This window comes from Ekhidna sp. ABH4_415 (assembly GCF_056161305.1).
The window spans coordinates 400,804-423,101 of sequence record NZ_JBSWYW010000003.1; the positions used below are offsets into that span (position 1 = coordinate 400,804).

At 38.6% G+C, this 22,298-nt stretch carries 27 protein-coding genes and 1 pseudogene; 12 read left to right on the forward strand and 16 right to left on the reverse strand.

Annotated elements, in window-relative coordinates; genetic code table 11:
* Position 1: 1 nt before the first annotated feature.
* Both ACXAH9_RS07085 and ACXAH9_RS07090 read right to left on the reverse strand, forming a co-directional pair.
* Positions 2-595 (reverse strand): hypothetical protein, encoded by a 594-nt coding sequence (locus ACXAH9_RS07085; protein ID WP_474894155.1) that lies wholly within the window; start codon positions 593-595, stop codon positions 2-4.
* 74 nt (positions 596-669) lie between these two features.
* A complete protein-coding gene (locus tag ACXAH9_RS07090; RefSeq protein WP_474894156.1) occupies positions 670-1,161 on the reverse strand; it encodes an NUDIX domain-containing protein in 492 nt (163 codons plus the stop codon).
* Positions 1,162-1,214: 53 nt separating this feature from the next.
* On the opposite strand from ACXAH9_RS07090, the gene ACXAH9_RS07095 reads away from it, so the two are divergent.
* On the forward strand, positions 1,215-1,616 hold the full coding sequence (locus ACXAH9_RS07095) for a DUF1573 domain-containing protein (protein ID WP_474894157.1): 402 nt from the start codon (positions 1,215-1,217) through the stop codon (positions 1,614-1,616).
* 1 nt (position 1,617) lies between these two features.
* Here the strand turns inward: ACXAH9_RS07095 and ACXAH9_RS07100 are convergent, their stop codons facing one another.
* Positions 1,618-2,283: a YggS family pyridoxal phosphate-dependent enzyme gene (locus ACXAH9_RS07100; RefSeq protein ID WP_474894158.1), complete on the reverse strand. Its 666-nt coding sequence runs from the start codon at positions 2,281-2,283 to the stop codon at positions 1,618-1,620.
* Positions 2,284-2,343: 60 nt separating this feature from the next.
* Between ACXAH9_RS07100 and ACXAH9_RS07105 the strand changes: the two genes are divergently transcribed.
* Both ACXAH9_RS07105 and ACXAH9_RS07110 read left to right on the forward strand, forming a co-directional pair.
* Positions 2,344-3,897: a GH3 family acyl-acid amido synthetase gene (locus ACXAH9_RS07105; RefSeq protein ID WP_474894159.1), complete on the forward strand. Its 1,554-nt coding sequence runs from the start codon at positions 2,344-2,346 to the stop codon at positions 3,895-3,897.
* Entirely contained in the window at positions 3,898-4,515 is a 618-nt protein-coding gene (locus ACXAH9_RS07110) for a LysE family translocator (protein WP_474894160.1), read from the forward strand.
* 54 nt (positions 4,516-4,569) lie between these two features.
* Here ACXAH9_RS07110 and ACXAH9_RS07115 read toward each other — a convergent pair whose 3' ends face one another.
* From ACXAH9_RS07115 to ACXAH9_RS07175, 13 genes are all read right to left on the reverse strand, one after another.
* Complete coding sequence (locus ACXAH9_RS07115; RefSeq protein WP_474894161.1) at positions 4,570-4,911, reverse strand: hypothetical protein; 342 nt, start codon at positions 4,909-4,911, stop codon at positions 4,570-4,572.
* 114 nt (positions 4,912-5,025) lie between these two features.
* A complete protein-coding gene (locus tag ACXAH9_RS07120; RefSeq protein ID WP_474894162.1) occupies positions 5,026-5,865 on the reverse strand; it encodes an ABC transporter permease in 840 nt (279 codons plus the stop codon).
* Positions 5,858-6,751 (reverse strand): ABC transporter ATP-binding protein, encoded by an 894-nt coding sequence (locus ACXAH9_RS07125; RefSeq protein ID WP_474894163.1) that lies wholly within the window; start codon positions 6,749-6,751, stop codon positions 5,858-5,860. Before ACXAH9_RS07125 ends, ACXAH9_RS07120 begins: the two co-directional genes overlap by 8 nt.
* Positions 6,748-7,236, reverse strand: coding sequence for a hypothetical protein (locus tag ACXAH9_RS07130; protein WP_474894164.1), 489 nt, complete (start codon positions 7,234-7,236; stop codon positions 6,748-6,750). Before ACXAH9_RS07130 ends, ACXAH9_RS07125 begins: the two co-directional genes overlap by 4 nt.
* Before the next feature lie 62 nt (positions 7,237-7,298).
* Complete coding sequence (locus ACXAH9_RS07135) at positions 7,299-7,820, reverse strand: DUF4252 domain-containing protein (protein WP_474894165.1); 522 nt, start codon at positions 7,818-7,820, stop codon at positions 7,299-7,301.
* Positions 7,821-7,883: 63 nt separating this feature from the next.
* A complete protein-coding gene (locus ACXAH9_RS07140) occupies positions 7,884-8,300 on the reverse strand; it encodes a hypothetical protein (protein WP_474894166.1) in 417 nt (138 codons plus the stop codon).
* Complete coding sequence (locus ACXAH9_RS07145) at positions 8,284-8,793, reverse strand: RNA polymerase sigma factor (RefSeq protein WP_474894167.1); 510 nt, start codon at positions 8,791-8,793, stop codon at positions 8,284-8,286. The genes ACXAH9_RS07140 and ACXAH9_RS07145 overlap by 17 nt, the downstream gene beginning before the upstream one ends.
* Before the next feature lie 60 nt (positions 8,794-8,853).
* Positions 8,854-9,264 carry a type II toxin-antitoxin system VapC family toxin gene (locus tag ACXAH9_RS07150; RefSeq protein ID WP_474894168.1) on the reverse strand — a complete coding sequence of 137 codons (411 nt, stop codon included), beginning with the start codon at positions 9,262-9,264 and terminating at the stop codon, positions 8,854-8,856.
* Positions 9,245-9,535 carry a hypothetical protein gene (locus ACXAH9_RS07155; RefSeq protein WP_474894169.1) on the reverse strand — a complete coding sequence of 97 codons (291 nt, stop codon included), beginning with the start codon at positions 9,533-9,535 and terminating at the stop codon, positions 9,245-9,247. Before ACXAH9_RS07155 ends, ACXAH9_RS07150 begins: the two co-directional genes overlap by 20 nt.
* 27 nt (positions 9,536-9,562) lie before the next feature.
* Positions 9,563-9,709, reverse strand: coding sequence for a hypothetical protein (locus ACXAH9_RS07160; RefSeq protein ID WP_474894170.1), 147 nt, complete (start codon positions 9,707-9,709; stop codon positions 9,563-9,565).
* Between the two features lie 41 nt (positions 9,710-9,750).
* Positions 9,751-10,794: a VWA domain-containing protein gene (locus ACXAH9_RS07165; RefSeq protein ID WP_474894171.1), complete on the reverse strand. Its 1,044-nt coding sequence runs from the start codon at positions 10,792-10,794 to the stop codon at positions 9,751-9,753.
* Positions 10,784-11,686 (reverse strand): hypothetical protein, encoded by a 903-nt coding sequence (locus tag ACXAH9_RS07170; protein ID WP_474894172.1) that lies wholly within the window; start codon positions 11,684-11,686, stop codon positions 10,784-10,786. The genes ACXAH9_RS07165 and ACXAH9_RS07170 overlap by 11 nt, the downstream gene beginning before the upstream one ends.
* The gene (locus ACXAH9_RS07175; RefSeq protein WP_474894173.1) at positions 11,667-12,554 is read right to left on the reverse strand and encodes a DUF58 domain-containing protein; all 888 of its coding nucleotides are present in this window, start codon (positions 12,552-12,554) and stop codon (positions 11,667-11,669) included. The genes ACXAH9_RS07170 and ACXAH9_RS07175 overlap by 20 nt, the downstream gene beginning before the upstream one ends.
* 133 nt (positions 12,555-12,687) lie before the next feature.
* On the opposite strand from ACXAH9_RS07175, the gene ACXAH9_RS07180 reads away from it, so the two are divergent.
* From ACXAH9_RS07180 to ACXAH9_RS07220, 9 genes and pseudogenes are all read left to right on the forward strand, one after another.
* On the forward strand, positions 12,688-13,020 hold the full coding sequence (locus ACXAH9_RS07180; protein WP_474894174.1) for a DUF4296 domain-containing protein: 333 nt from the start codon (positions 12,688-12,690) through the stop codon (positions 13,018-13,020).
* Positions 13,020-15,380, forward strand: coding sequence for an endonuclease MutS2 (locus tag ACXAH9_RS07185; RefSeq protein WP_474894175.1), 2,361 nt, complete (start codon positions 13,020-13,022; stop codon positions 15,378-15,380). Before ACXAH9_RS07180 ends, ACXAH9_RS07185 begins: the two co-directional genes overlap by 1 nt.
* Positions 15,380-15,604, forward strand: coding sequence for a cytochrome b5 domain-containing protein (locus tag ACXAH9_RS07190; RefSeq protein ID WP_474894176.1), 225 nt, complete (start codon positions 15,380-15,382; stop codon positions 15,602-15,604). Before ACXAH9_RS07185 ends, ACXAH9_RS07190 begins: the two co-directional genes overlap by 1 nt.
* Entirely contained in the window at positions 15,601-16,059 is a 459-nt protein-coding gene (locus ACXAH9_RS07195; protein WP_474894177.1) for an acyltransferase, read from the forward strand. The genes ACXAH9_RS07190 and ACXAH9_RS07195 overlap by 4 nt, the downstream gene beginning before the upstream one ends.
* 17 nt (positions 16,060-16,076) lie before the next feature.
* Positions 16,077-16,235, forward strand: a pseudogene (locus ACXAH9_RS07200) (two-component regulator propeller domain-containing protein); the annotation flags it as partial.
* Positions 16,236-16,373: 138 nt separating this feature from the next.
* Positions 16,374-18,929 (forward strand): sensor histidine kinase, encoded by a 2,556-nt coding sequence (locus ACXAH9_RS07205; protein WP_474894205.1) that lies wholly within the window; start codon positions 16,374-16,376, stop codon positions 18,927-18,929.
* Entirely contained in the window at positions 18,926-19,657 is a 732-nt protein-coding gene (locus ACXAH9_RS07210) for a LytR/AlgR family response regulator transcription factor (RefSeq protein ID WP_474894178.1), read from the forward strand. Before ACXAH9_RS07205 ends, ACXAH9_RS07210 begins: the two co-directional genes overlap by 4 nt.
* Before the next feature lie 200 nt (positions 19,658-19,857).
* Positions 19,858-21,291, forward strand: a complete 1,434-nt coding sequence (locus ACXAH9_RS07215; RefSeq protein ID WP_474894179.1) for a LamG domain-containing protein — start codon at positions 19,858-19,860, stop codon at positions 21,289-21,291.
* A gap of 110 nt (positions 21,292-21,401) precedes the next feature.
* Positions 21,402-22,295 carry a sulfotransferase family protein gene (locus ACXAH9_RS07220; protein ID WP_474894180.1) on the forward strand — a complete coding sequence of 298 codons (894 nt, stop codon included), beginning with the start codon at positions 21,402-21,404 and terminating at the stop codon, positions 22,293-22,295.
* Positions 22,296-22,298 lie beyond the last annotated feature (3 nt).

The window sequence follows — 22,298 nt, forward strand, 5'->3', positions numbered from 1 at the left end:
ATTACTCCCAGTTACCAGCAGTGGTCACACTCGTGCGCGAACCAAACCGTAGTGGCTTCCGGGTATTGTATTCACTTTCTTCGTCTCTTGTTGGATCAACAGGTCTAGGGTTTTTCACCTCAATGGCATTTACGTAAAGCCCTGCCTTCAGAATCTTGTCTGCCCAAATGTCAAATTTTACAGGTGGATTAGAACCTGGCACGTAAGGCAAATTGGCTAAATCAAATTTAGGCCACCTTTCTTTGCTGAAAAGGGAGTCCATCACAGGTTTGGTACCAAGGGTATCAATTTCTACATAGATACTGTCTTTACCATATGGCTGAGGAATGATAGTCTCCGTTTTCTCAGTCAGGTAAAAATTCCCTGTGTCTATAAATGCTAAAAGCTTGTCCCAATCGCTGGTATATTGTCCATTTACCTGCATATAGGCAATCTCAGCCTCCCGGATCATTTTCAGTTGTTCTATGATTCGAGCCTCTGCTTTCTCGATTCGCTCGGCTTCATCGATGGATGATTTGATACTGTATACTAAAAATACGGCCAATGACACCCATACTACGAGCATGACCACAGAAACAATCTTTGTTTTACTCATTGCTAAATTTCTTTTTCGCTAGGTTTTTGCAATTATAAATATTTAATGGTGATTCTTGAAGCACCAGAATACTATTAATGCTTAAAAGTAATCAAACCCCTAAGTTCGGCAATTTTATCTCTTGCACCAGCGGCACTAAACGCATTATGAATGGTGACTGCCGGCAGCTCTTGCAGTGCCTCCCATGAGAAAAACCGCAAATCAGATAAAATTTGTTCCTTAGGGCTTAATTCTGGGTCACTACCCAGTTTTAACTGGCCGCTGATACGGCGGACTTTAAAGAATAACTCAATTGCGTGATACTTGTTACTGATGAATTCATTGGTAAAGAGATAGTCTCCCACCTCAATTTTAAGATTTGTTTCTTCATTAAACTCTTTTTTCAATGTTTCTTCCATGCTTTCACCAAACTCAACGCCACCGCCCGGTGGAGACCATAAGTGCCCTCCCGGACCAATATTATCATGTTTGAGTAACAGTACCTTATTATTTTCAATCAAAAGACCACAAACGCGAACCCTCACTTTTCCTTCGAATGGGTTCCCTATCTGCTTTTGCTCTAACATATAAAAAAGATCTTCGTTAATTTTGATTGAATAATTACATAATTAAAAATACTATGAAATATTTAGCGTCATTGCTGTTGGTAGGATTTGCATTGTTTGCGACAGCACAGGAAGAAGAGCCAATGACTGGCCCAAAGATTTCATTTACTGAGAAATCACATGATTTTGGAGAAATAACGCAGGGCGAAAAAGTAGAACACATATTCGAGTTTGAGAATGTGGGTAATGAGCCATTGATTCTTTCAGATGTGCGAACGACTTGCGGCTGCACCGCACCGGAGTGGCCAAGAGAGCCCATTGCACCCGGGAAAACCGCAAAAATCAAGGTTGTCTTTAACAGTGCAGGAAAAATGGGTATGCAAAACAAGGTGATTACGGTGATGTCCAACGCGGTAAACAATCCTGAGCGCGTGAAGATTGTAACCAATGTGATGCCTCCGGATCCGAATAACTAAATTATTTTCTTGCGCCAAAAATCGCGCTACCGATTCTGACCATATTGCTTCCCTCTTCCAGGGCGATGGTGTAATCTCCACTCATCCCAATGGATAGAATGTTCATCTGAACATGGGTATGGTCAGAATCTTTTATTTCATCGAATATCGATTTTAGACTTCTAAATTCTCTTTTTACCTGTTCCTGATCCTCAGTGAAGGTAGCCATCCCCATCAGTCCAACTATTCTCACATGAGTCATTTCTTTGAGTTGTTCGCCATTAAGAATTTCATTTAGCTCGTCCAGATCCAACCCATACTTGGTGTCTTCTTCCGCGATGTGCATCTGAAGCAGACAATCAATCACTCGATCTACTTTTTCACCTTGTTTATTGATTTCTTTTAGTAGCTTCAATGAATCTACACCATGAATGAGGTGGATAAAATCCACAATGTACTTCACTTTGTTTCTCTGCAGGTGACCGATCATGTGCCAGCGAATGTCTTTAGGTAGTTCTTCGGCCTTTTGTGTGAGCTCTTGTACCTTGTTTTCACCAAAATCCCGATGACCGGCTTCATAAGCCTCCATCACATCTGCTGCTGGCTTGGTCTTACTTACGGCCACCAGGGTGCAATTTTGAGGTAAGCTTTCTTTTAAATCTTTTAGATGGCTTGATATTTCGCTCATTTTTATCTCTTTTACATCCCTTAAATTTGAAATCTCAAGAATAAGTTTCAATCGTATTGAATGGCAATTTTAGGGACATTACTCAAGAAGGGAATCATGTTGAGGGAAAGTTTGGAGCAGTTGTACACTTCCCCACTTGATTTACAGAAGCAAGAGCTAAGAAACTTACTCATTCACTGCCAATCTACGAAGTTTGGGCAGGCTCACTCCTTCGATGAACTCCTGAGATCATTTAAGGAAGACAAAGATCAATTTTATCAGACCTTTAAGTCCCACGTTCCGGTATTTGATTATGATAAAATATTCGAGGAGTGGTGGCGCCTGGCGAAGGAAGGACAAAAAGACGTGTGTTGGCCTGGTAAAATCAAATACTTTGCTTTGAGTTCTGGTACGTCCGGAGCACCATCAAAATATATTCCGATTACACGCGATATGGTAAAATCTATCCGCAAAACTTCTATGCGGCAGATACTAACCATGAGCAAATACGATCTACCTGCATCACTTTTTTCTAAAGGAATATTAATGCTTGGAGGGAGCACAGATTTGAAAAAAAGCAGTCATTATTTTGAAGGTGATCTTTCGGGTATCACTGCGGCTCAAATCCCTTTTTGGTTTCAGCATTTTTACAAGCCCGGAAAAAAGATTGCCAAAACCAAGGACTGGCATGACAAGTTGGAAGAGATCGTAAAGAAAGCACCCGACTGGGATATTGGTGTTATTGTTGGCGTTCCGGCATGGCTCCAGATCATGATGGAAAAAATAATTGAAAAGAACAACCTCCAGACCATCCATGATATTTGGCCTAACCTTAAAATATTTGTTCATGGAGGTGTTTCTTTTGAGCCTTACAAACGAGGGTTTGAGAAGCTGTTGGCTAAGCCGCTCTACTACATGGAGACGTACCTTGCTTCGGAGGGATTCATTGCCTTTCAGGCATATCCTAATCGTAAATCCATGCGACTGGTGCTGAATAATGGGATATTTTACGAATTTGTGCCTTTTACTGAGCGAAACTTTGACGAAGACGGGAAAATAAAACCAGAAGCGGAAACGCTGAAGATAGATGAGGTAGAGGAAAATAAAGAATATGCTTTGCTTATTACTACAAATGCGGGTGCCTGGAGGTACATGATTGGAGATGTGATCAAGTTCACGTCCATAGAAGAAACCGAAATTGTAATTACTGGAAGGACCAAGCTCTTTATGAGTCTTTGTGGGGAGCATCTTAGCCTGGATAATATGAATAAAGCCATAGAGTTGGTAGAAGATGAGATGAAAATAGATATAAGAGAGTTTACGTTGTTGGGCGAACGAGCCGATAGCTTATTTGCGCATCATTGGTATATAGGAACAGACGATGAGCTAGATCAGGAGCGGTTGAAAGAACGCATTGATCATTACCTAATGTCTTTAAATGATGATTATAAAGTGGAGAGAAGTTCGGCACTCAAGGAGCTGAGAATCAGCGTTTTTCCTACAAGTGTTTTCTATCAGTGGATGGAAGCTCAAGGCAAAGTTGGCAGTCAAAACAAATTTCCGCGTGTACTTAAGAAAGAAAAGGCCCAACTTTGGAAAAATTTTCTCGCAGAACAAAATTTCCAAGCCAGCTAAATGCCACCTATTATAAACGGACTGATTTTTGGTCTCATTTTCATTTTTGCGCTGGGGCCAGCCTTCTTTGCGCTCATTCAGACCAGTATTCAGCAAGGATTTAAAAAGGCGATCTTTCTTGCCATCGGAATCTCTATTAGTGATGTTTTTTATGTGCTAATTGTGTTATTTGGTATGACCAAAGCCCTGGAGACAGACAATTTCAAATTTTGGATAGGCATTTTCGGTGTAGTGATGTTGAGTGCTTACGGTGTTTATTCGTGGTTCAAAACGCCAAAAATTCAACGAGAAAACATTGCCAGTGATTCCAATGTTGCCAAGCAGTTTGCGAAGGGACTGTTGTTGAATGGACTGAATCCTTTTATTATCGTTACCTGGGCCACCTGGGTGAGTGTGAGTGTGATCAACTTTGAATATGGATTTAATGAGCAAGTCCAATTTTTTTCTGGTATGCTCATCATGATCTTTAGCATGGATTTAGGAAAAGCCTTTATTGCTCATAGACTGAAGCATTTAATCACTGTCAAATTCGTAAGGAACATGAATCGAACAGTCGCTGTGATATTGATCTTATTTTCACTTCAGATCGTCTATTTCCTGCTAACTAATTATGTATAAAAAAAGCGCACCCTAAGAGGAATGCGCTAACCTTTTAACAACCTAACTAACTTTTTACTGAATCGTGAACCCAAATACTTTTTCGTCGGATGTGGTGTTCAATACCAACGTGTAAGTACCTTCTTTCAAATTTGCTATCTCAGATAATTCAATTTTTTCTGAGTTAATTTCTTTTTCTTCTTCGTTCAGGTAAAGCTTGATATTTTCTTTTAGGGGATTAGATAACCAAATTTTGGTTCCTTTACTGAAAACGGGTTGCCCGCTTTCAATTGCGATGGCAGAATCGCTGAATTCGATACCTACTTCCTGAGGTAGAGTTTCAGCCTTGGTGGTACTGTATGATACAACAAAGTTGAAGGAGACCACCGAAACGAGAATTGATACAAATTTTATCATAACCTGCTTTCCTTATTCATTATTCTAACACAAACAACGCAAAAAACCCTCACTAATTATGAGGGTTTTAGTTAAGATAATAAAAATCTTAGGTGAACTGTGCGAATAAATCGTTTAGGCTTTTAAGTCTCTTTTATTGAGAATCCAGGTGATAAAAGTCATGTAAATGAAACCCCAAATAATCGGAATAATCCACTCAAACCACAGTGGTCCTTCCTTGATTTCCTGGAAAATATACCTGGCAAAAGGACTTTCATAAAATTTACCACAAAGCTTTTCGATGGAGTAAATAGGGAAGAACTTCACAATTCCTGCCGTGTAATCTTTCGTGAATGGTGCAAACTCCAGTATGCCTGCAATGATCGGTTCGAAGACAATACTATAGAGGAAAATTAGCACAATCGCGAACCCAGCTTTCTTAATCACCATGGCCACACTAAATGCAAAAAGACCAAATATGACAAGCTGTAGAAAGTATGCTGCCAGATGTTCCAGATCTGAAAATATATACTTTAAATCCAGTACATGGGAGTACTGAAGACCGGCAATTAAACCCGATATGAAAAGAACGATGGTACATACTGCAGCCAGGAAAATTATCAGTGAAAGTTTGGAAAGTAAAAACTCCCGTTTACTGATTCCATCAATAATATTTTGACGTAATGTGTTATAGGAAAGCTCATTGTTTACCGAAACGATAATGATAAATGAGATGAGTATCTTAACGTAAGATCCCAACCAGGTAGCATTGTGCCAGATATCCGGAAAGTCATAAATTGGTAAAATGGAAGGTTTGATTCCTTCAATATCTGCTCCCTTGCTTTCAAGCCATTCCAGGAAGAAAATTCCCCCATTAGTGATAATCAATTGGGCAAGGAGGTAAAGACCAAACAGGATCCAGAATACCCTGTAGTGCTTCAGTTTTAGCCATTCAAGTGTAAATGCTCTAATCATTTTCTTTCAATATTTTTAAAAATTCCTGCTCCAGTGATTTAGACTGAGGGATGAGTTTTTTCAAAGCTATGCCCTGATCAAAACAGAATCTGTTTAGGTGATCTGAAGATTGTCCTTCTTTCAAAAAAGCCAAAAGGGAACCATTTTCTTTTTCAAGTTTTTCAATGCCCTCAAACTTTTCAACAGTAGCTGAAAGTGCATCAAGGTCAGAGGCAGAAATTTCTACTACATTGGTCTCACCTAATATTTCATGAACCGATCCTTCATAGAGTTTTACACCTTTCCTTAGGATACAGAAATCTGTACATACTTTCTGAACCTCATCCAGCAAATGGCTGGCCATGATGATGGTTTTGCCCTGAGCAGCTATGTCACGTATGAGTTGACGAACCTCGGCAATACCTTCCGGGTCCAAACCATTTGTTGGCTCATCTAACATAAGTACAGGAGGATCTGATAGGAGAGCGGCAGCCAGAGAAAGTCGTTGTTTCATGCCCAGGCTATATTCTTTGAATTTATCATTTCTCCGATCATAGAGATTCACTTGCTTGAGTATATCATCAATCCGATCTATACCACATTTTTTGATATGAGCGACTATTCGAAGATTCTGGACTGCAGATAAGTAACTGTAAAAACAAGGCGTCTCCAGGATAGATCCTATCTTCTGACGAGCTTCTACATTGTTCATTCCACCAAACCATTCAAAGCTACCGCTGGTTGGCGCCACCACTTCAAGGATCATTCCTAGTGTGGTTGTTTTACCACTGCCATTTGGACCGAGTATACCGTATACCTGTCCCTCTTTAATTGTGAGATCAAGCTGATCTACAGCTGTAAGCCTGCCAAATTTCTTGGTGAGTTTATTGATTTTTAAGACGCTCATTTGAATTGGTCAGTTATCATGGGTAACAAATTATCGCTTTGGAAGCTTTGCATCAGTTCCGGAATTTTGGCGAACGGAATCGAACCACGCAGGTAGAAGCACATTGCATTGTCTTCAGCTGCTATCACCCCTACATATTCATCTTCTTTTCCAATGACTTTAACTTTTTGCTTTCCATATAAGCTGATGTATTCTTCATACCCCTTATTTTCATAATCGCTCAAAAAATCGCCATATGACTTTGAAGCAATAGTAGCAGAATCTAGCGTGTAGATTAACACTTTTTCAATGTCGTTGACCAGCTCGTTAAATTTCGGATCTTGAGAGATATTAATCATCCGCAAAGTACTTGGGTAGAAGCACAATGGGTTCATCCAACGGGTGGATCTCCGTGGTTCAGCAAATTCTTTTATAATCGATTCCTGAGAAAAACCTTTGATGTTTAGCGAGGCTAGAAGGATAAGTAGTATTAATGGTTTTTTCATGTAGGTGTAAAATAAAAGGCGGGTGAGGAATTCCCTACACCCACCTTGTCAACTAACTGTTTTTAATCGATTGCCTTATCGATATTTTCTAAATACTTGAGCTGATTTACTCGCATCAGACTTGCGAGCTTCGAGATTTGTTTCAGGTCTATTTCTCCATAGATACTTACCATAGCAAACTTCTCTTTGCCTCCAGCTACAAGGATCAGCTCTTCGATAATGCCTCCTTTTTCACGGATGGAAATCTTTACATTTTCCTCGGCATCTTTTACTGTCATCAGTTCTTCGAAACCAGCCTTTTCGACATCTGCAACCGCCCCATCATACATGGCTTTCGGACTTGACACCTTTTCACTTGCGATCACTTTCATGCCTTTCAGCTTGCTGGTAATATCGTAGAAAAGCTGCTCATCTTCCTCGCTTCCCTCCATTTCGGAAAATAGTGAGAACATTTTACTGCTGACAGACACCTTGGTAAAAGTCTCGTCATTTTCATACTTATCCATGTACTTGCTTACTACCTGCTGGCTAAATGCCACGCTGGTGACGGATAAAATCATTATTGTTAATACAAACTTTTTCATGGTTATTATTTTTTATGGTCTTAAATCGAAGGTTTTGGGTTTCCAGTTTTTTTAAAAGTTCAATCAGGAATCCTCCTGAAGTTCTTCTTGTGCCTTATTGAATTTGGAAAGCTCCAGGGTATGATTTTTTCCCTCTTTAAGCTCCCCACTTATCATCATCAATGCATTTTTAGTTGCTTCAAAAGCTTTTTCAGGGTCTTCTATAGCAAACGGGTCTTTATTGGCATCATTGAAAACCAACACTGCCGTGATAAGCCCAACAGTAATTGTCGCTGCAGCAGACAACCAAGTTCGCTTTTTATTGACTCCCCTGGAGCCACCGTATTTCATTTGCTTTTCTGTGGCCAGGTATCGGAAATAGTGACTTTCATTGGTGAGGGCCGGATTGGATTTGAAGTGAGCTTTAATCACCTTCTCTTCATCCAGACTGGTCTCTCCATTCCAGTACTTTTCCAGTAGTTTATCAATTTGCGATCCCATAAGCATCTATTTTTTGCATTGCTTCTTTCACTTTCTTTCGAGCTCTGTGAATGTTGACTTTTACATCACTCTCAGTCAGCCCACACGTTTCAGCTATATCCTGATAGCTCATGTCTTCCACTTCACGAAGGTGGAAAACCTCCTGCTGCTTTACCGGTAGCTCTTTTAAAACCTGCTTCATCAGCGACATGAAGTCGTTGGTGATGGCCTGATTTTCTACCGGATCAGAATGTCTCATATTCACCACTTTCTCATCCAGGTCTGCATATCGGTTTCTTCGCATGATCTCGATGCATCGATTTCGGACGATACGAAAAGCCCACGCGTTGACTTTTTCTACTTTGTCCAGATCCTTGCGAATACTCCAGATTTTCGTGAGGCAGTCTTGCACGATATCCTTCGCCGTTTCCGGTTCACGTACAATTGATAACGCGTATCTGTACATGCCGTCACTGGCGGGTAGGATTTCATTATGGTATAGATTGTGTGACATTCAGCAAGATGATGTGGAAGCCGAATGAAAAGTTACAGAAGAAATGAAATAAAAATTTGATTACTTAAAAATGTTGGTCAGGTACTTATTTCTAACGTCTCGATAAATGTAGAAATCTGAATCTATCGAGATGATTTCATTATATCCCGAAAGTTCAGAAACCACAACTAATGATGCATCAGCCAGGTCCATCGGAACATCACTGAATTTATCAGTAAGTTGGTTGATGCGTCCTATATGTGCGTCTTTTAAGTCAAAAATTCTTAGCCCACCTCGATCGATCCATTCCAACAACGCAGATTGAGCTTTAATGCTAAAGTCCAACATGTGAGAGGCTTCCGTAATGACAGGCCAGGTAGTCCACAAATACCCCTGGTAGTTTTCCAGAAAACGAACGGCCTTTAAGTGATATTGATCCGATCGATCAAAGAGTGCAATGATCGGGCCTGCATCAATGAGTGTGTTTCTCACCAAGCTTGGATTTTAATTTGCTTTTATAGGTAGCAGAGAGGTCTGCTTTTCCACTTTTGGCTGTGCCGAATAGATCACTGCCTAGAGCAAAAGGAAGTTGCTTTGATTGTTCTTTATTGAAATACATGGCTAGTGCTTCTTTTACAATAGCGGATTTGGAAGAACCATGCTGCTCGCTGTACTCAGCCAGCTTTTGATTGGTGTCATTATCCAACCGAACATTCAGCATATTTTCTTTCTTACCATCCATTGTATTACAAATGTAATACATTTTGGTCAAAATCAAAATGCGCTTATTTCAACCTCTTTTTTTTCTTACCCAATACCCAATCAGGAGAAGAACAATTAAAATTGGAATTAGGTACCAGCCTTTCCAGTTGAATTGATACTCTAGCGGTTCCGGATCAAACAAAAGTGCAATAAGTATGAGTTGAATCTTAATCATTACACCAAGTTATGCATTAGGTGTATTTAAGCCAAATGGAGCTAGTCTGTCAAGACATTTGTGATAAAGGTTGACTTGGTGAGAAGCCATAATAGAAGAAAAACAGCAGCCCACTTCAGGTAGACATAATAGAAATCTGTCGTGTCTTTGTATCGCGTTTCTTTGATCTCGGCCTTTTCCAATCGATCAATTTCATCAAACACTTGTACAAGTGCTTCTTTATCTGAAACACGATAGAATTTTCCATTTCCGATCTTGGCTATTTCACGAAGGGTAGATTCATCAAAGGTATTTTCTACCATTCTTGGCCGCCCAAAGAAGTCGGTACCAAAAGGTACTTTTCCTTCACGGCCAATAGCAATGACGTACATCTTAATGTTGTATGCGTTGGCCAGATTGGCGGCTGTGATTGGATCCACATTTCCGGCGGTATTGTCACCATCGCTCAATAGGATCATCACTTTCGATTCGGAAGCTGATTCTCTTAAAAAGTTGATTCCTGAGGTAATGGCATTGCCGATAGCAGTACCTCTACTTTCAATTTTATCAAAGTCAATATCCTCTATCAATTCATAAAGAAGACCATAATCAGTGGTTAATGGACAGGAGGGCAGTGCATCTCCAGAAAAGATTACCAATCCAATTCTGTCCTGAAATCTTCCCGCAACGAAGTTTCTCGCTACTTCCTTAGCCGCCTCTAATCGGTTGGGAAGAAAATCCATGATTTGCATGGATTCGGAAATGTCAATATTCAGGACGATATCAATTCCTTCACTCCATTGTTCTACCTGTTCGTTGGTCGTTTGCGGACGAGCCAAACTAGTCATAATCAGTAAAAGACTGATGATAAAGAAAACGGGTGGAATAAATCGCAAATAAGTGATTGGATCACTTTTTAAATCTTTCTTGGTTAATGCCACAGGAAGGTGTTGACCGAATCGATTAATGATCAACCATCTAAGAATAAATATGAAAGGGATGGCAAATATGGCATAAAACCAAAGCGGATTGGCCCAATCGAAACTCTGAAGTTTCTCGGGGGTAAACCATTCGAGAGAAAACCAATGTGCTACCTTACTTTCCATCTCTGATCTCTGCTACTTTTTTTGAATATCTATCCTGAGTAAAGTCCTCTATCTGTTGAAAATCCTGAAAAATATTCTCCTGGAATCTTTTACCATACACTACACGATCAATTGATTTAAGTGGTTCTTTTAGTTCAGTAGCAAAATCCTGATTCAGAATCTCTTTGGTGGTCATGACAGAAAATGGCACTTTGTCCAGTCGCTGTTGGTAGTTTTTCCAAAAGATCAATGCTTTTTCGGCCTGTTCAGGTTCAGGATCTACTTTCAGTTTCTTTATATACTCATTGAAAACCTCAGAAAACTGCTCGTATTGTGTTCGCAACCTTCTCAACTTCATCCACCTCATTATTCGTTTACCGAAAATTAAAAGTAGGATAACAATCAGAATAATAAATCCACCAATGATGTAATACATCAATGGAAAATTAAACTGGCGATCGACTGCCTGGTAGTCAAGGTTGGTTTTCAGTTTAGTAGAATCTGAAACTACAGGTGCCAGTTCTGTTAGGAAAATGGAATCCAGTGGTGTTTCAATAACGGTGGAGTCTGGCCCGTTCAGTATCACTGCAGGTAGTTTGAGGTATTGAACTTTATCAATCTCAAATGACTGGATGGTATAAACAGTGGTGTCGTATGCAAGCCCATCAACAACGCGAGTGGGAAAGTAAGTTTTGTCGCTGAACTCAAACGGAGTGAACGTGTAAAGACTATCGGGAAAAACCATTTCTAATTCAGGAGGATAGGTAGCAGCCATCCAGAAATTTACATCCTGACCAATGAGCAGGCTATCCTCAACAAAACCTCCCTTAACGGTGATTTCCTGTGCACTTAAGTTTATGGTGCACAAAAAGGCAATGATCAATAACCAACGTTTACCTTGTCCGTCTCGCATTGCTTCGATTTCTGTGTCTGAAAAGTTTAATGAGCTTTGGTACATAGTCATCTTCTGTACCAATGGAAATGTAGTTTACATCATTTCTACGACAGAAGTCTGCCAAAGATTCTTTATTCTTTCCATGCGTCTTTTCCACCGCATTCTTGAATTCACTTGACGAAGTATTTAGCCATACGGTCTTACCGGATTCCTTTTCATATAGTGGTACAATACCCAGGTGTGGAATAGCCGACTCTCTTTTGTCAGAAATATGTACCACAACTAAATCATGCTTTCTTGCAAGTCCACGCATAGAGTGGGTGAAGTTTTCATCTATGAAATCTGAAATGATAAATACGATAGCTTTTTTGTTGAGTAGGTTTAGCGTGTATTTAATTCCTCCATCCAGATCGGTTTTTCTTGATTTAGGTTTGAGTGAGAACATGCGGTTGATTATTTCATATGCATGCTTCATGGTTTTGCTTGGCTTTACATAGTCTTCAACCTGATCTGAATAGGCAAGCAAGCCGACTTTGCTTCCTTCCCGAATGGCTGAGAGAGCGAGCAAACCAGCCATTTCTTTAGCCAGATCGATTTTTTGACGTTTGTCTTTACCAATCTCTTGTGAGGCAGATACATCAAGAAGAAAGAAAACAGTCTGTTCTTTTTCCTCAATGAAGGTTTTCATGAAGGTGCCATGTCCTTTGGCGGTCACACGCCAGTCGATGTTTCTTACATCATCTCCCCATTGGTATGGGCGCACATCGTCGAACTCAAGACCTGAGCCTTTAAAAATAGAATGAAAATCTCCCTGCATTTGCGAATTGATCGCTTTGCGAATGCGAATTTCGTATCTTCTGAGCCGTTTGAGGATGTCCCTATTCATTGAGTTATTTGCTTCATCAAGTTTGGCATTAATATGGCATCATTGATAATTGCAACGCATTGTATGATCTTTGTATTTGATCAAACAATTCTTTGACCTTCAAAATTATATTTTCACGAATTCTTAGACCGATTTGAGAAACATTTTTTTAACCGCTCTTGTAATACTTTGCTACTGTTCGGGTCCGGAAGTGCCTGAAGACCTGATTGGTAAAGAAAAAATGGTCAAGGTAATGATGGAAGTTCATCTGCTTGAGGCCAAGATTAATAATGTGCCCATTGATCCATATGATAGCACACAGGCTGTTTACGATCATTATGAGAAGTTGTTGTTTAAAGATTTGGGCATCACTCAGGATCAGTATGAACGCAGCTTCAACCATTATGTAGACAATCCCAATGAATTTGAAAAAATCTACAGTGCAGTTGTAGATTCTTTGATGGAAAGAGAGAAACGATATAAGTAGTGAAGGTTTATCCGCAGGATATAGAAGAGAAGTTGGGCTTTGATCAGATTAGAGATCACCTCATTCGCTTTTGTCAAAGTAATCGTGGAGAAGAGCTTGCCCGAAAAGCAAAACCTACAGATAAATATGAGGTGCTGGTCAAATGGCTGAATCAGGCCAAGGAAATGATTCGACTGAAGGGTAGTTCGGAAGATAAAGTTTCCTTTGAATTTCCTGATATTGATGATTATCTGACCAAAGTAAAAGTACCGGGATCTTTCCTTGATCCGGAAGACTTTCATGAACTGAAAAGGGGGGTGAATACACTAACCTCCTGGGTTCAGTTCTTTCAAAAGAAGGGGAGTGAATATCCGGAATTGTTGGCACTATCTAGTCATATTGAGATAGATCCGAATCTTTCGATTCACATTGATAAAACCATTGATGATAGGGGGGAGGTGAAAGATTCTGCATCCAGAGAGCTTTCAGAGATACGATCAAAAATCGCAAAGTCTGAACGTGCTGTCAGGTCGGCCATTCAAAAAGTGCTAAAAAAAGCCAAAGAAGATGAGTTTACAGAGGAGGATAGCACGCTGACCGTTCGTGACGGGAGGTTAGTGATTCCTGTGAAAGCGGAACATAAAAAACGTATTCAGGGGTTTGTGCATGATGAATCAGCAACGGGGCAAACAGTTTATCTGGAGCCTGGAGAAGTACTGGATTTGAATAATCAGGTAAGAGAGCTAAAATATGCCGAAAAGCGCGAGGTTATACGAATTCTGGTTGCACTTTCTGATCATGTCCGGGCCAATCTGAAAGACCTGAAGAACGGCGCATCATTACTGGAAAAATTAGACTTTATACACGCTAAAGCCCTGCTTGCTGATCTTATCCAAGGAGTAATTCCGTCTACAGAAAAGACCACTCAATTTTCATTGATCAATGCGATTCATCCATTACTTTTTTTATCTCACAAAGAAAGTGGCAAGCCTGTTATCCCACTCAATTTATCTCTGGATCATGAGAAACGAATTCTAATTATATCCGGGCCAAATGCAGGTGGTAAATCCGTTGCACTAAAAACAGTCGGATTGCTTCAATACATGCTTCAAACGGGACTGCCTGTATCTATTAATGAGGAAAGTAAAATAGGGGTATTTTCGTCTATTTTCATTGATATTGGTGATACACAATCCATAGAGGATGATTTGAGTACATATAGCTCTCATCTTACCTCGATGAAGTTTTTCCTGGAGCAGACAGATAAAAAATCCATGTTTCTGATTGATGAGTTTGGTAAAGGAACCGAACCGCAATTTGGTGGAGCCATTGCTGAGTCTGTGCTACATGAGCTCAATAAAAAGCGTGCTCACGGAATTGTTACTACTCATTACCAAAATCTGAAAAAGATCGGTGACGAAACGCCGGGGTTGGTCAATGGGGCAATGAAATATGATTTGGATGCATTGGAGCCACTTTTTGAGTTGGAGGTTGGTAAACCGGGTAGTTCGTTTGCATTCGAAATTGCTGGAAAGATTGGGTTACCTCAAGACATTATCGAAAAAGCACGAAAGAATATTGGAAGCTCGCATGTAGCCTATGATCAGTTATTGAATCAGCTGGAAAAAGAAAAAGCCCGATTTGAGAAGTTGACGAAGAAGCTGGAAAAGGATCAGGCAGATATTAATAAGGTCCGTAAAGACTATGAGGACTTACGGTCTATGTTGGAAGAGGATAAGAAGCGGATCATCAAAGCTGCTAAACTTGAAGCAAAACAGATTCTGGAGAATGCCAATAAAGATGTGGAGCGTACAATTCGTGAAATAAAGGAAAGCAAAGCTTCTAAGGAGCGAACGAAAGCTGCTCGCGAAAAGCTGGAGCAGAAAAAGGAACGTTTTGAGGATAAATCGAAGAAAAAGAGCGCTGACTTGAAGGCTGGAGATGTGGTAAAAATGATCGGTCAGGATACTACAGGTACAATCCAAAAACTAAAAGGTAAGCAGGCAGAAGTACTTTTTGGTTCTTTGAAGTCGATCGTCTCTGTGGACAAGCTCCAAAAAGCAAATAACTCTCCTCAGGTTAGTTATCAGAAGAAGGTTAAGAAAATGGGTATCGATCTCAGTAGTAAGATGGCCAATTTTAATCATGAGATCAGTATCCGTGGAATGCGTGCAGATGAAGCAATGAATACGGTGGAGTCATTTATTGATGAGGCGCTGCTGGTAGGAGCAGATGAAGTAAGAATAGTTCATGGAAAAGGACATGGTGTGCTGAGAGAAATCGTGAGAAATGTAACCAAGGGACATCCCAGCATTGCCAGCGTAGAAGATGAACATGCGGATCGAGGAGGAGCAGGAATTTCGGTAATTAAGTTACAGTGATGGAATTTAACAGGCATCAGCTCGCTCTACGAAACGGAAACGAGAAAGAGGAAATCTGGATTGCCTATAAAGGAGTGATTTATGATGTGACTCATTCTAAGCTTTGGCGAAATGGAAAACATTATGAGCACTGGGCTGGGCAGGATCTTACAGATGAATTGCAGGATGCCCCGCACGATACAAAAGTTTTTGAGAAATTACAGGTAGTAGGTAGACTCGTATGAAGATAATCGAATCAGGAATCAAGGATGTAAATGCGCATGAAAGCGTAAAAGTGGTGATGCCAAGCAACCTATATGGTTGTGAGCTTGCTGAAGACGTCTTTGTTGGTCCATTTGTAGAGATTCAGAAAAATGTGAAAATTGGCGCTCGAACGAAGGTACAATCCCACGCATTTGTTTGTGAGCTTGTCACAATAGGAGAGGACTGCTTCATCGGACATGGAGTGATGTTTATCAACGATGTTTTTTCTGCTGGAGGTCCAGCAGGCGGAGATGCGACAAAATGGAAGTCAACCACTATTGGGAACAAGGTTTCCATCGGGTCAAACGCCACCATTATGCCTGTGGAAATTTGTGATAACGTGGTTATTGGTGCGGGATCGGTAGTAACGAAAAATATTATTGAGTCGGGAATTTATGCAGGTAATCCCGCAAAGAAATTGAGAGATTTTTTGTAATGATGTAACTTCAAAAAGTGCCACCAAATTTTTTCACACAAATATTACTTGCATTTTTAGCCTGGTCAGCGTTTTCACAACAGTCTAATTCAATTAGATATACCATCAAGGATGGACTCCCATCAAATACTATATACTGTGTAGTTCAGGATGATCAAGGGTTTGTTTGGTTTGGTACCGAGGCAGGGCTAAGTCGTTTTGATGGAGTTGAGTTTAAGAATTATGGATTGCAGGAAGGATTGCCAGACATGGATATTCTCAACTTTTACACAGATTCTCAAGAGCGTATTTGGTTTTATACTTTTAACGGTAGAGTGGGATTTTTGAAAAATGGAAAAATCTACAATTCAAGCAACAGCCCAATCCTAAAAAACGCTAATTTCAATTCTCGCATCATTAGCATTGTTGAAAGTAACAACAGAATCTATATTTCATCACTTCAAGATGGAATCAAAGTAATAAATGACTCTGGAAATGTAGAATCCTTAAGGGGCGATGGACTCAAATATTATCTTATTGAATTAAATAATTATTGCTACTGGGTCACAATAGATGATTATAATGAATTACAATTTTCTTGTTTAAAAGTTGATGACTTGATTGGTCAAGAACTTCCTAAAGAACTTATACAGGGAGGGGTTTTATTCTCCTACGCAGTGTCTTTAGACAGTAATATCTATACATCTTCATATTCTTTAAATAGTCATCTTTATAGGATTAACCCAGCAAAGAATCTCATAAAGAGGCAATCATTAGATTATAAGGTATATAATCTTGACGAAGTTGATGGAGTGGTATTTCTTTTTACAGATGATGGGGTAAAGAAGTTAGACGAGAAAAATTTACAAGCCACTGATTATATAAACATTAAAGAAACAACTTATTCCATCTTGGATAGCGAAGGAAATCGATGGGTGACTACCTTGGATAACGGAGTTTTTTTCTTTCCTAAAAACGAAGTTATCCTACATTTCAAAGATGTAAGTGTTAATAGCCTGTCTTCACGGGATTCGGTTCTTTACTTGGTTCATTCCGATTATAAGTTTGGATATTTTGCTCAGGATGAGTTTATAAATCTTTTTGACCTCCCACAATTTTCTTTAAAGACAATGTACGTTGACACATTTAGAAATGTGTGGGCTTTGACTTCCACGGGTTTAATTAAGAATGATGCTTTTTCCGATAAGAATTATAGGGCGACAAATACGAGTTACTTAAAGAGAAATTCACTTATTTACCAGATTCCGGGAATGCTCAAGTATGTGGATTTATTTGAAGATAATGAAGTGGATTTACCTTATCAAAATTTTGGTAAGATATGGGACTTTGTGTTTCTGGATGAAAATATAATCCTTGTTGCCAGTGCAAGAGGCCTTTTCTTAATTGATTTAGACAAAAGAGTTGTTTCCAGTTATGATTCCTTTAGTAGGCTACAGATAACAGGTATGTCGCTAGATAAATATGGGTATATCTGGTTTGCAACAAATGGATATAGTTTATTGAGGATAAAAGCTGATATAATTAATGAGTTGAAGAGTGACCAATTAGAAAACTATAGGGTTTCTGAATACTCAGATGTATATGGAAAAACGTTGCTAGTTGACTCAATTCTTTATGCCTCATGCCCAAAAGGGATTGGAAAACTCTATTTTAATTCCTCAGGTATTGTACAGGTTTCTCATATTACAGAGTCTAATGGGCTTCACCCTTCACGTATAAATGACCTACAATTCTTTCATGGTAGAATATACATTGCACAGGATAATGGATTATTTAGCTTTGATCATAGTAGAAACTTTGAAGAATACATAGACTTTACTGTCATTATCGATGAGGTGATTGCAGGTGATGCGGTATATTCAAAGTCAGACAATGCCCTCTCATTTCCATATGATATTGGGCCTATCCAGTTGAATACGAAAACAATTTACTTCAAAGATCATGAGAACCTTTCGTATCAATTCAGGTTATTCGAGAAAGGAGAAGCTGATCCATCATGGACTGCAAGTCCAAATAACACGTTTATATTTTCTAAGTTATCTCCGGGCATTTACACCTTTCAGGTGAGGGTAAGATCAATCAACAGTGAATGGTCTACTCCTAAAACTCTCACTTTTCAGATAGAAAACGTTTTTTGGCGATCAATGTGGTTTATCACAATTGTTTCAGGCTTATTATTAGCAGCCATTTATTTTATTTATGTGTCAATCTCAAGATCGAAAAGAAACAGGCAAATGCTTTTGCGAGAAAAGATCGAATCAGATCTGAAAGCTCTCAAAGCTCAAATAAATCCTCATTTTCTGTTCAATTCAATCAATTCAATTCAGTCAATTTTTTTAGAAGGAGATAATGAAGTAGCCGAAACCTACCTTATCAAATATGCTAAGCTTATTCGTACAATTCTTAACCACTCTGACTCTCTAACAGTACCGATATATGAGGAGGTTGAGGCAATGGAACTGTATGTCGAATTGGAAAAGTTAAGGCTTTCCAAGCCTTTGGAATTTAAGATTTCAATTGATGATGATATTGACATTTATACTGAAAAGATACCCTCAATGATCATCCAGCCTGTTATTGAAAATTCCATTTGGCATGGTATTCAGCCGAATAATATGGATGGTCGAATTCATTTGAAATTTATAATGAAGTCTATGCAGATACAAGTAATTGTAGAAGATAATGGTGTAGGGCTTATCAATGGGGAAAGTCAGAATAATAATAATCCTCATGGCATTCAATTAATAAGAGAAAGAATCAACTTGATCAATAAGCTTCAAAATGTCGAGTCGAAGTTTGAGATAAGTTCAAATGCTTCGGGAACAAAGGTTATCTTTAGCTATCCAGCATATTCAAGCTTAGAAATATGATTAGATCGTTAATTGTAGATGATGAGCCGAGGGCCGTTCGTGGGCTTCAACTTTTAATTGAGAAAAATTGTCCTGAGATATTATTGATAGGCTCTGCCAATAATATTAATGAAGGCCATAAACTAATTACTAAAGAAAAGCCAGACTTAATTTTTCTTGATATCAATATGCCTAATGGTTCTGGTATAGAATTGCTCAGAAGAATTAATAAAACAAACCAGACCAAAGTCATATTTACTACAGCATATGATGAATTTGCCATAACAGCCATTCGACTGTCCGCAATAGATTATCTACTAAAGCCTGTAGATAAGGATGAACTGGTTGAAGCGGTGGAGAGATTCAAAAATGTCTCGCAAATACAAGATCAGGTTGACATTCTTTCGGAAATTTTGAATCAGAAAAAGTCTGAGAGATTTTCAATAAGTACCATAGATGGGATTCACATAATAAAGTTTGCAGATGTCAATTTTTTATCCTCTGAAAAAAACTATACAAAGTTTCATTTAGAGGATTCAATTATGATAGCGTCTAAGCCTCTTGGTGAATATGAGAAATTATTTGACAAGAATAAATTTATACGCGTACACAGATCCCACCTTGTAAATCTGGAGAAAGTGATTGAGTTTGATAAAAAGCATGGGAGAGTAATACTTGAAAATGGTGACAATGTAGAAGTCTCTAGAACGAAAAAGGATTACTTAATTGAAAAGCTGCAGAACTTATAGTTCCATTCGTTCAATAAAAGCTACACTTTATACTTCCAGATTAACCGTTTGTTCATTGAGTATTGAAGTTGACGTAACTGAGTGTCATTTTATCTAGCTTAGACCAATGAAAAAATCAGTTAAGATTGATAGCCGTTTGAAGTTTGTATTAAAATTCAGTCTCCTATTAGTCATATTATTTATGCTCAATTAGTAACAAGATGTATAAAAAATTTAGCCTTACGCTGTATGTACTCATCACTATTTCACTTATCTCTTGTAAGGATGATGATAGGGGTGCAATACCTTCCAATAAAGTCATTTTTGGTTTTTCAAACTCATCAATCTCTGGAAGAATAACTGAAGAATTTGAATTGACTCAATTACATGTAACAATAGAGAACGAAATTGGTGAAATCGTTTATAATGATAAAATAATTTTGAACCAATTTGACGAGGCATATGAAAGTGACCCCATCTCTCTAAACCTGGGATCTTACCGACTTACAGCCTTTTTTGTCTTGGATTCAGATAGTATTGTTCGTTACGCCACTCCAGTTGAAGGTTCCGAACTAGCTCATTTGGTCAATCATCCACTTCCAATACACTTTGTTGTAAATAGAGATGATGTGACTCATATTGAGCCTGAAGTAATTAGTACAGATGAAGGATCTAGTGTGGATTTTGGATACACTACCTTCAACTTCAATGTTGTAGAGACATTTGATTTATTGATTGGTGTATTAGTTTATGATTATACCTCCAAACATTACGAGCTTACAGAAGCAAATCTGACGATTACGAATGAAGAGGACACGGTACTAAGAAGTGAATTGTTTGATGTAACTAATAAAGTTGTTCTTTCTAAACGATACGAAAACTTAAAGCTGATAGTTGATAAGGCAGGCTATAATGCATTTGAAAATACTTTTACCATCGACTCCTTAATGCAACACGATGGTACGAATCCATATGGTCCACTAGAAATTATTCTGGAACAGAAAATAGATATATCTGCAGGTTTAATTGCATATTATCCATTTAATGGAAATGCCAATGATGAGAGTCTAAATAATAATAATGGTATAGTTGTTGGGCCTGTTTTGACTACTGATAGATTCGGAAACGCAAATTCGGCCTATGAATTTGATGGAACAGATGATTATATCAATCTTGGTACATCTTCTGTATTAGACTTAGGCTTTTATGATGAATTCACTATTTCGGTGTGGATTAATGCTCATCAAGACACCATTAGTGTTGGGGAGACAATATTGGGTAAATATGACTCCTTTCAAGACCGAAGAAGTTTTTCAATGAGTTATATACCAAGTGATAAAGTAGGTTTTACAACCTATGAAGCTGGGACATTGAGTGATTTCAATCGCGTATCTACAGATATGCCTACCGGTTGGAGTCATTTATTGGTCACTTATTCAGCTAATATCTTAGAGCTAAGAGTTAATGGAGTGATGGTGGATTCTTTAAATACGACTTTTCCAATACATTCTGGTGAGTCAGGTGTGGATTTCGAAATTGGAGCAACGCATAGAAATGGAATTTCAGAGAACTTAAATTTCGAAGGATTAATTGATGACATTCGAATTTATGATCGTGTTTTAAATGAAAATGAAATTCAACTGCTATTTGAATAATATCAAATTTAATAGCTAAGACTAAAGACCTTCAATTAGTTTTGAAGGTCTTTTTTGTTTCATTTTCTATCAAAGCCTTGAAACAATTAAACTAAGAAGAATTAGTACTGATGCCTAACCAGATTATTCATGTGGGATTTCCGAAGACTGCAACAACTTTTTTGCAATGGAATGTATTTCCGCATTTAAAAGGCATTCGCTATGTTGATTATCAGTCTTGTCGTCAATTATTTCAGCCGATTGTTTATTCGGATCCGCTAGATTATTCCATAGAACAAAATAGAGAACAATTCATTATAGCAAAGGAATCGACCCTATACTCATTTGAATCATTGGCCGGTTCACCATTTTACTATAAAGGAATAGGAAGATCAAACATCCCAATAGCGTTGAAACAACTTGGTTTTAATAAAGTAATAATTACCATTAGAGCCCAAGCAAAAGCCATTGACTCCTACTATCGGCAGTATGTGGTGCAGGGAGGAACTTTGAGTTTTCGCAATTGGCTCGATCTAGAAGATAAGAGACCCATACCTCAGAAGTACTTTCGAATGGGCTATTTGAAGTACGATAAGCTAATCAGTGTTTACGAAGAGGTATTTGGAAAGGAAAATCTATTGGTTCTATCACAAGAGGGTTTGAAAAGTGATCCCGAAATGTTCATCAGAAAGATTGCCTCCTTTACGCATTCAACTCTTGAAAAGTCCACCGCTAATAGGCGAGCTAATGAGTCACTTTCTAATGTTTCCATAACGCTTTTACGTTTCATCAATCATTTTACTTTTAGTAGTATCCGGCCCTTTCATTTAATCTCCAAAAAAATTTCTAATCGACCAATATGGAAGATATTTGTAGTCATTTTGGATCCATATTTGTTTCGATTCCTTTCTAAAAAGAGATCATATGTGGAGAAATATCAACTTGTTCAATCCCTGTCTGATTTTTATGCTGAATCAAACGATCGGCTAAAGGATAAGTGGGGTGTCGCTATAACAGAAAACTAACTA

What these genes read in the sequence shown, in the direction of transcription:
- ACXAH9_RS07140 (WP_474894166.1), bottom strand. Translation starts at nt 8,300, where the DNA reads ATGGGATCGCAAATTGATAAACTACTGGAAAAGTACTGGAATGGAGAG.
- ACXAH9_RS07160 (WP_474894170.1), bottom strand. Translation starts at nt 9,709, where the DNA reads ATGATTAAGATTCAACTCATACTTATTGCACTTTTGTTTGATCCGGAA.
- ACXAH9_RS07130 (WP_474894164.1), bottom strand. Translation starts at nt 7,236, where the DNA reads ATGAAAAAACCATTAATACTACTTATCCTTCTAGCCTCGCTAAACATC.
- ACXAH9_RS07115 (WP_474894161.1), bottom strand. Translation starts at nt 4,911, where the DNA reads ATGATAAAATTTGTATCAATTCTCGTTTCGGTGGTCTCCTTCAACTTT.
- ACXAH9_RS07195 (WP_474894177.1), top strand. Translation starts at nt 15,601, where the DNA reads ATGAAGATAATCGAATCAGGAATCAAGGATGTAAATGCGCATGAAAGC.
- ACXAH9_RS07090 (WP_474894156.1), bottom strand. Translation starts at nt 1,161, where the DNA reads ATGTTAGAGCAAAAGCAGATAGGGAACCCATTCGAAGGAAAAGTGAGG.
- ACXAH9_RS07120 (WP_474894162.1), bottom strand. Translation starts at nt 5,865, where the DNA reads ATGATTAGAGCATTTACACTTGAATGGCTAAAACTGAAGCACTACAGG.
- ACXAH9_RS07125 (WP_474894163.1), bottom strand. Translation starts at nt 6,751, where the DNA reads ATGAGCGTCTTAAAAATCAATAAACTCACCAAGAAATTTGGCAGGCTT.
- ACXAH9_RS07105 (WP_474894159.1), top strand. Translation starts at nt 2,344, where the DNA reads ATGGCAATTTTAGGGACATTACTCAAGAAGGGAATCATGTTGAGGGAA.
- ACXAH9_RS07110 (WP_474894160.1), top strand. Translation starts at nt 3,898, where the DNA reads ATGCCACCTATTATAAACGGACTGATTTTTGGTCTCATTTTCATTTTT.
- ACXAH9_RS07095 (WP_474894157.1), top strand. Translation starts at nt 1,215, where the DNA reads ATGAAATATTTAGCGTCATTGCTGTTGGTAGGATTTGCATTGTTTGCG.
- ACXAH9_RS07145 (WP_474894167.1), bottom strand. Translation starts at nt 8,793, where the DNA reads ATGTCACACAATCTATACCATAATGAAATCCTACCCGCCAGTGACGGC.
- ACXAH9_RS07165 (WP_474894171.1), bottom strand. Translation starts at nt 10,794, where the DNA reads ATGGAAAGTAAGGTAGCACATTGGTTTTCTCTCGAATGGTTTACCCCC.
- ACXAH9_RS07190 (WP_474894176.1), top strand. Translation starts at nt 15,380, where the DNA reads ATGGAATTTAACAGGCATCAGCTCGCTCTACGAAACGGAAACGAGAAA.
- ACXAH9_RS07170 (WP_474894172.1), bottom strand. Translation starts at nt 11,686, where the DNA reads ATGCGAGACGGACAAGGTAAACGTTGGTTATTGATCATTGCCTTTTTG.
- ACXAH9_RS07085 (WP_474894155.1), bottom strand. Translation starts at nt 595, where the DNA reads ATGAGTAAAACAAAGATTGTTTCTGTGGTCATGCTCGTAGTATGGGTG.
- ACXAH9_RS07210 (WP_474894178.1), top strand. Translation starts at nt 18,926, where the DNA reads ATGATTAGATCGTTAATTGTAGATGATGAGCCGAGGGCCGTTCGTGGG.
- ACXAH9_RS07175 (WP_474894173.1), bottom strand. Translation starts at nt 12,554, where the DNA reads ATGAATAGGGACATCCTCAAACGGCTCAGAAGATACGAAATTCGCATT.
- ACXAH9_RS07135 (WP_474894165.1), bottom strand. Translation starts at nt 7,820, where the DNA reads ATGAAAAAGTTTGTATTAACAATAATGATTTTATCCGTCACCAGCGTG.
- ACXAH9_RS07155 (WP_474894169.1), bottom strand. Translation starts at nt 9,535, where the DNA reads ATGTATTACATTTGTAATACAATGGATGGTAAGAAAGAAAATATGCTG.
- ACXAH9_RS07220 (WP_474894180.1), top strand. Translation starts at nt 21,402, where the DNA reads ATGCCTAACCAGATTATTCATGTGGGATTTCCGAAGACTGCAACAACT.
- ACXAH9_RS07100 (WP_474894158.1), bottom strand. Translation starts at nt 2,283, where the DNA reads ATGAGCGAAATATCAAGCCATCTAAAAGATTTAAAAGAAAGCTTACCT.
- ACXAH9_RS07215 (WP_474894179.1), top strand. Translation starts at nt 19,858, where the DNA reads ATGTATAAAAAATTTAGCCTTACGCTGTATGTACTCATCACTATTTCA.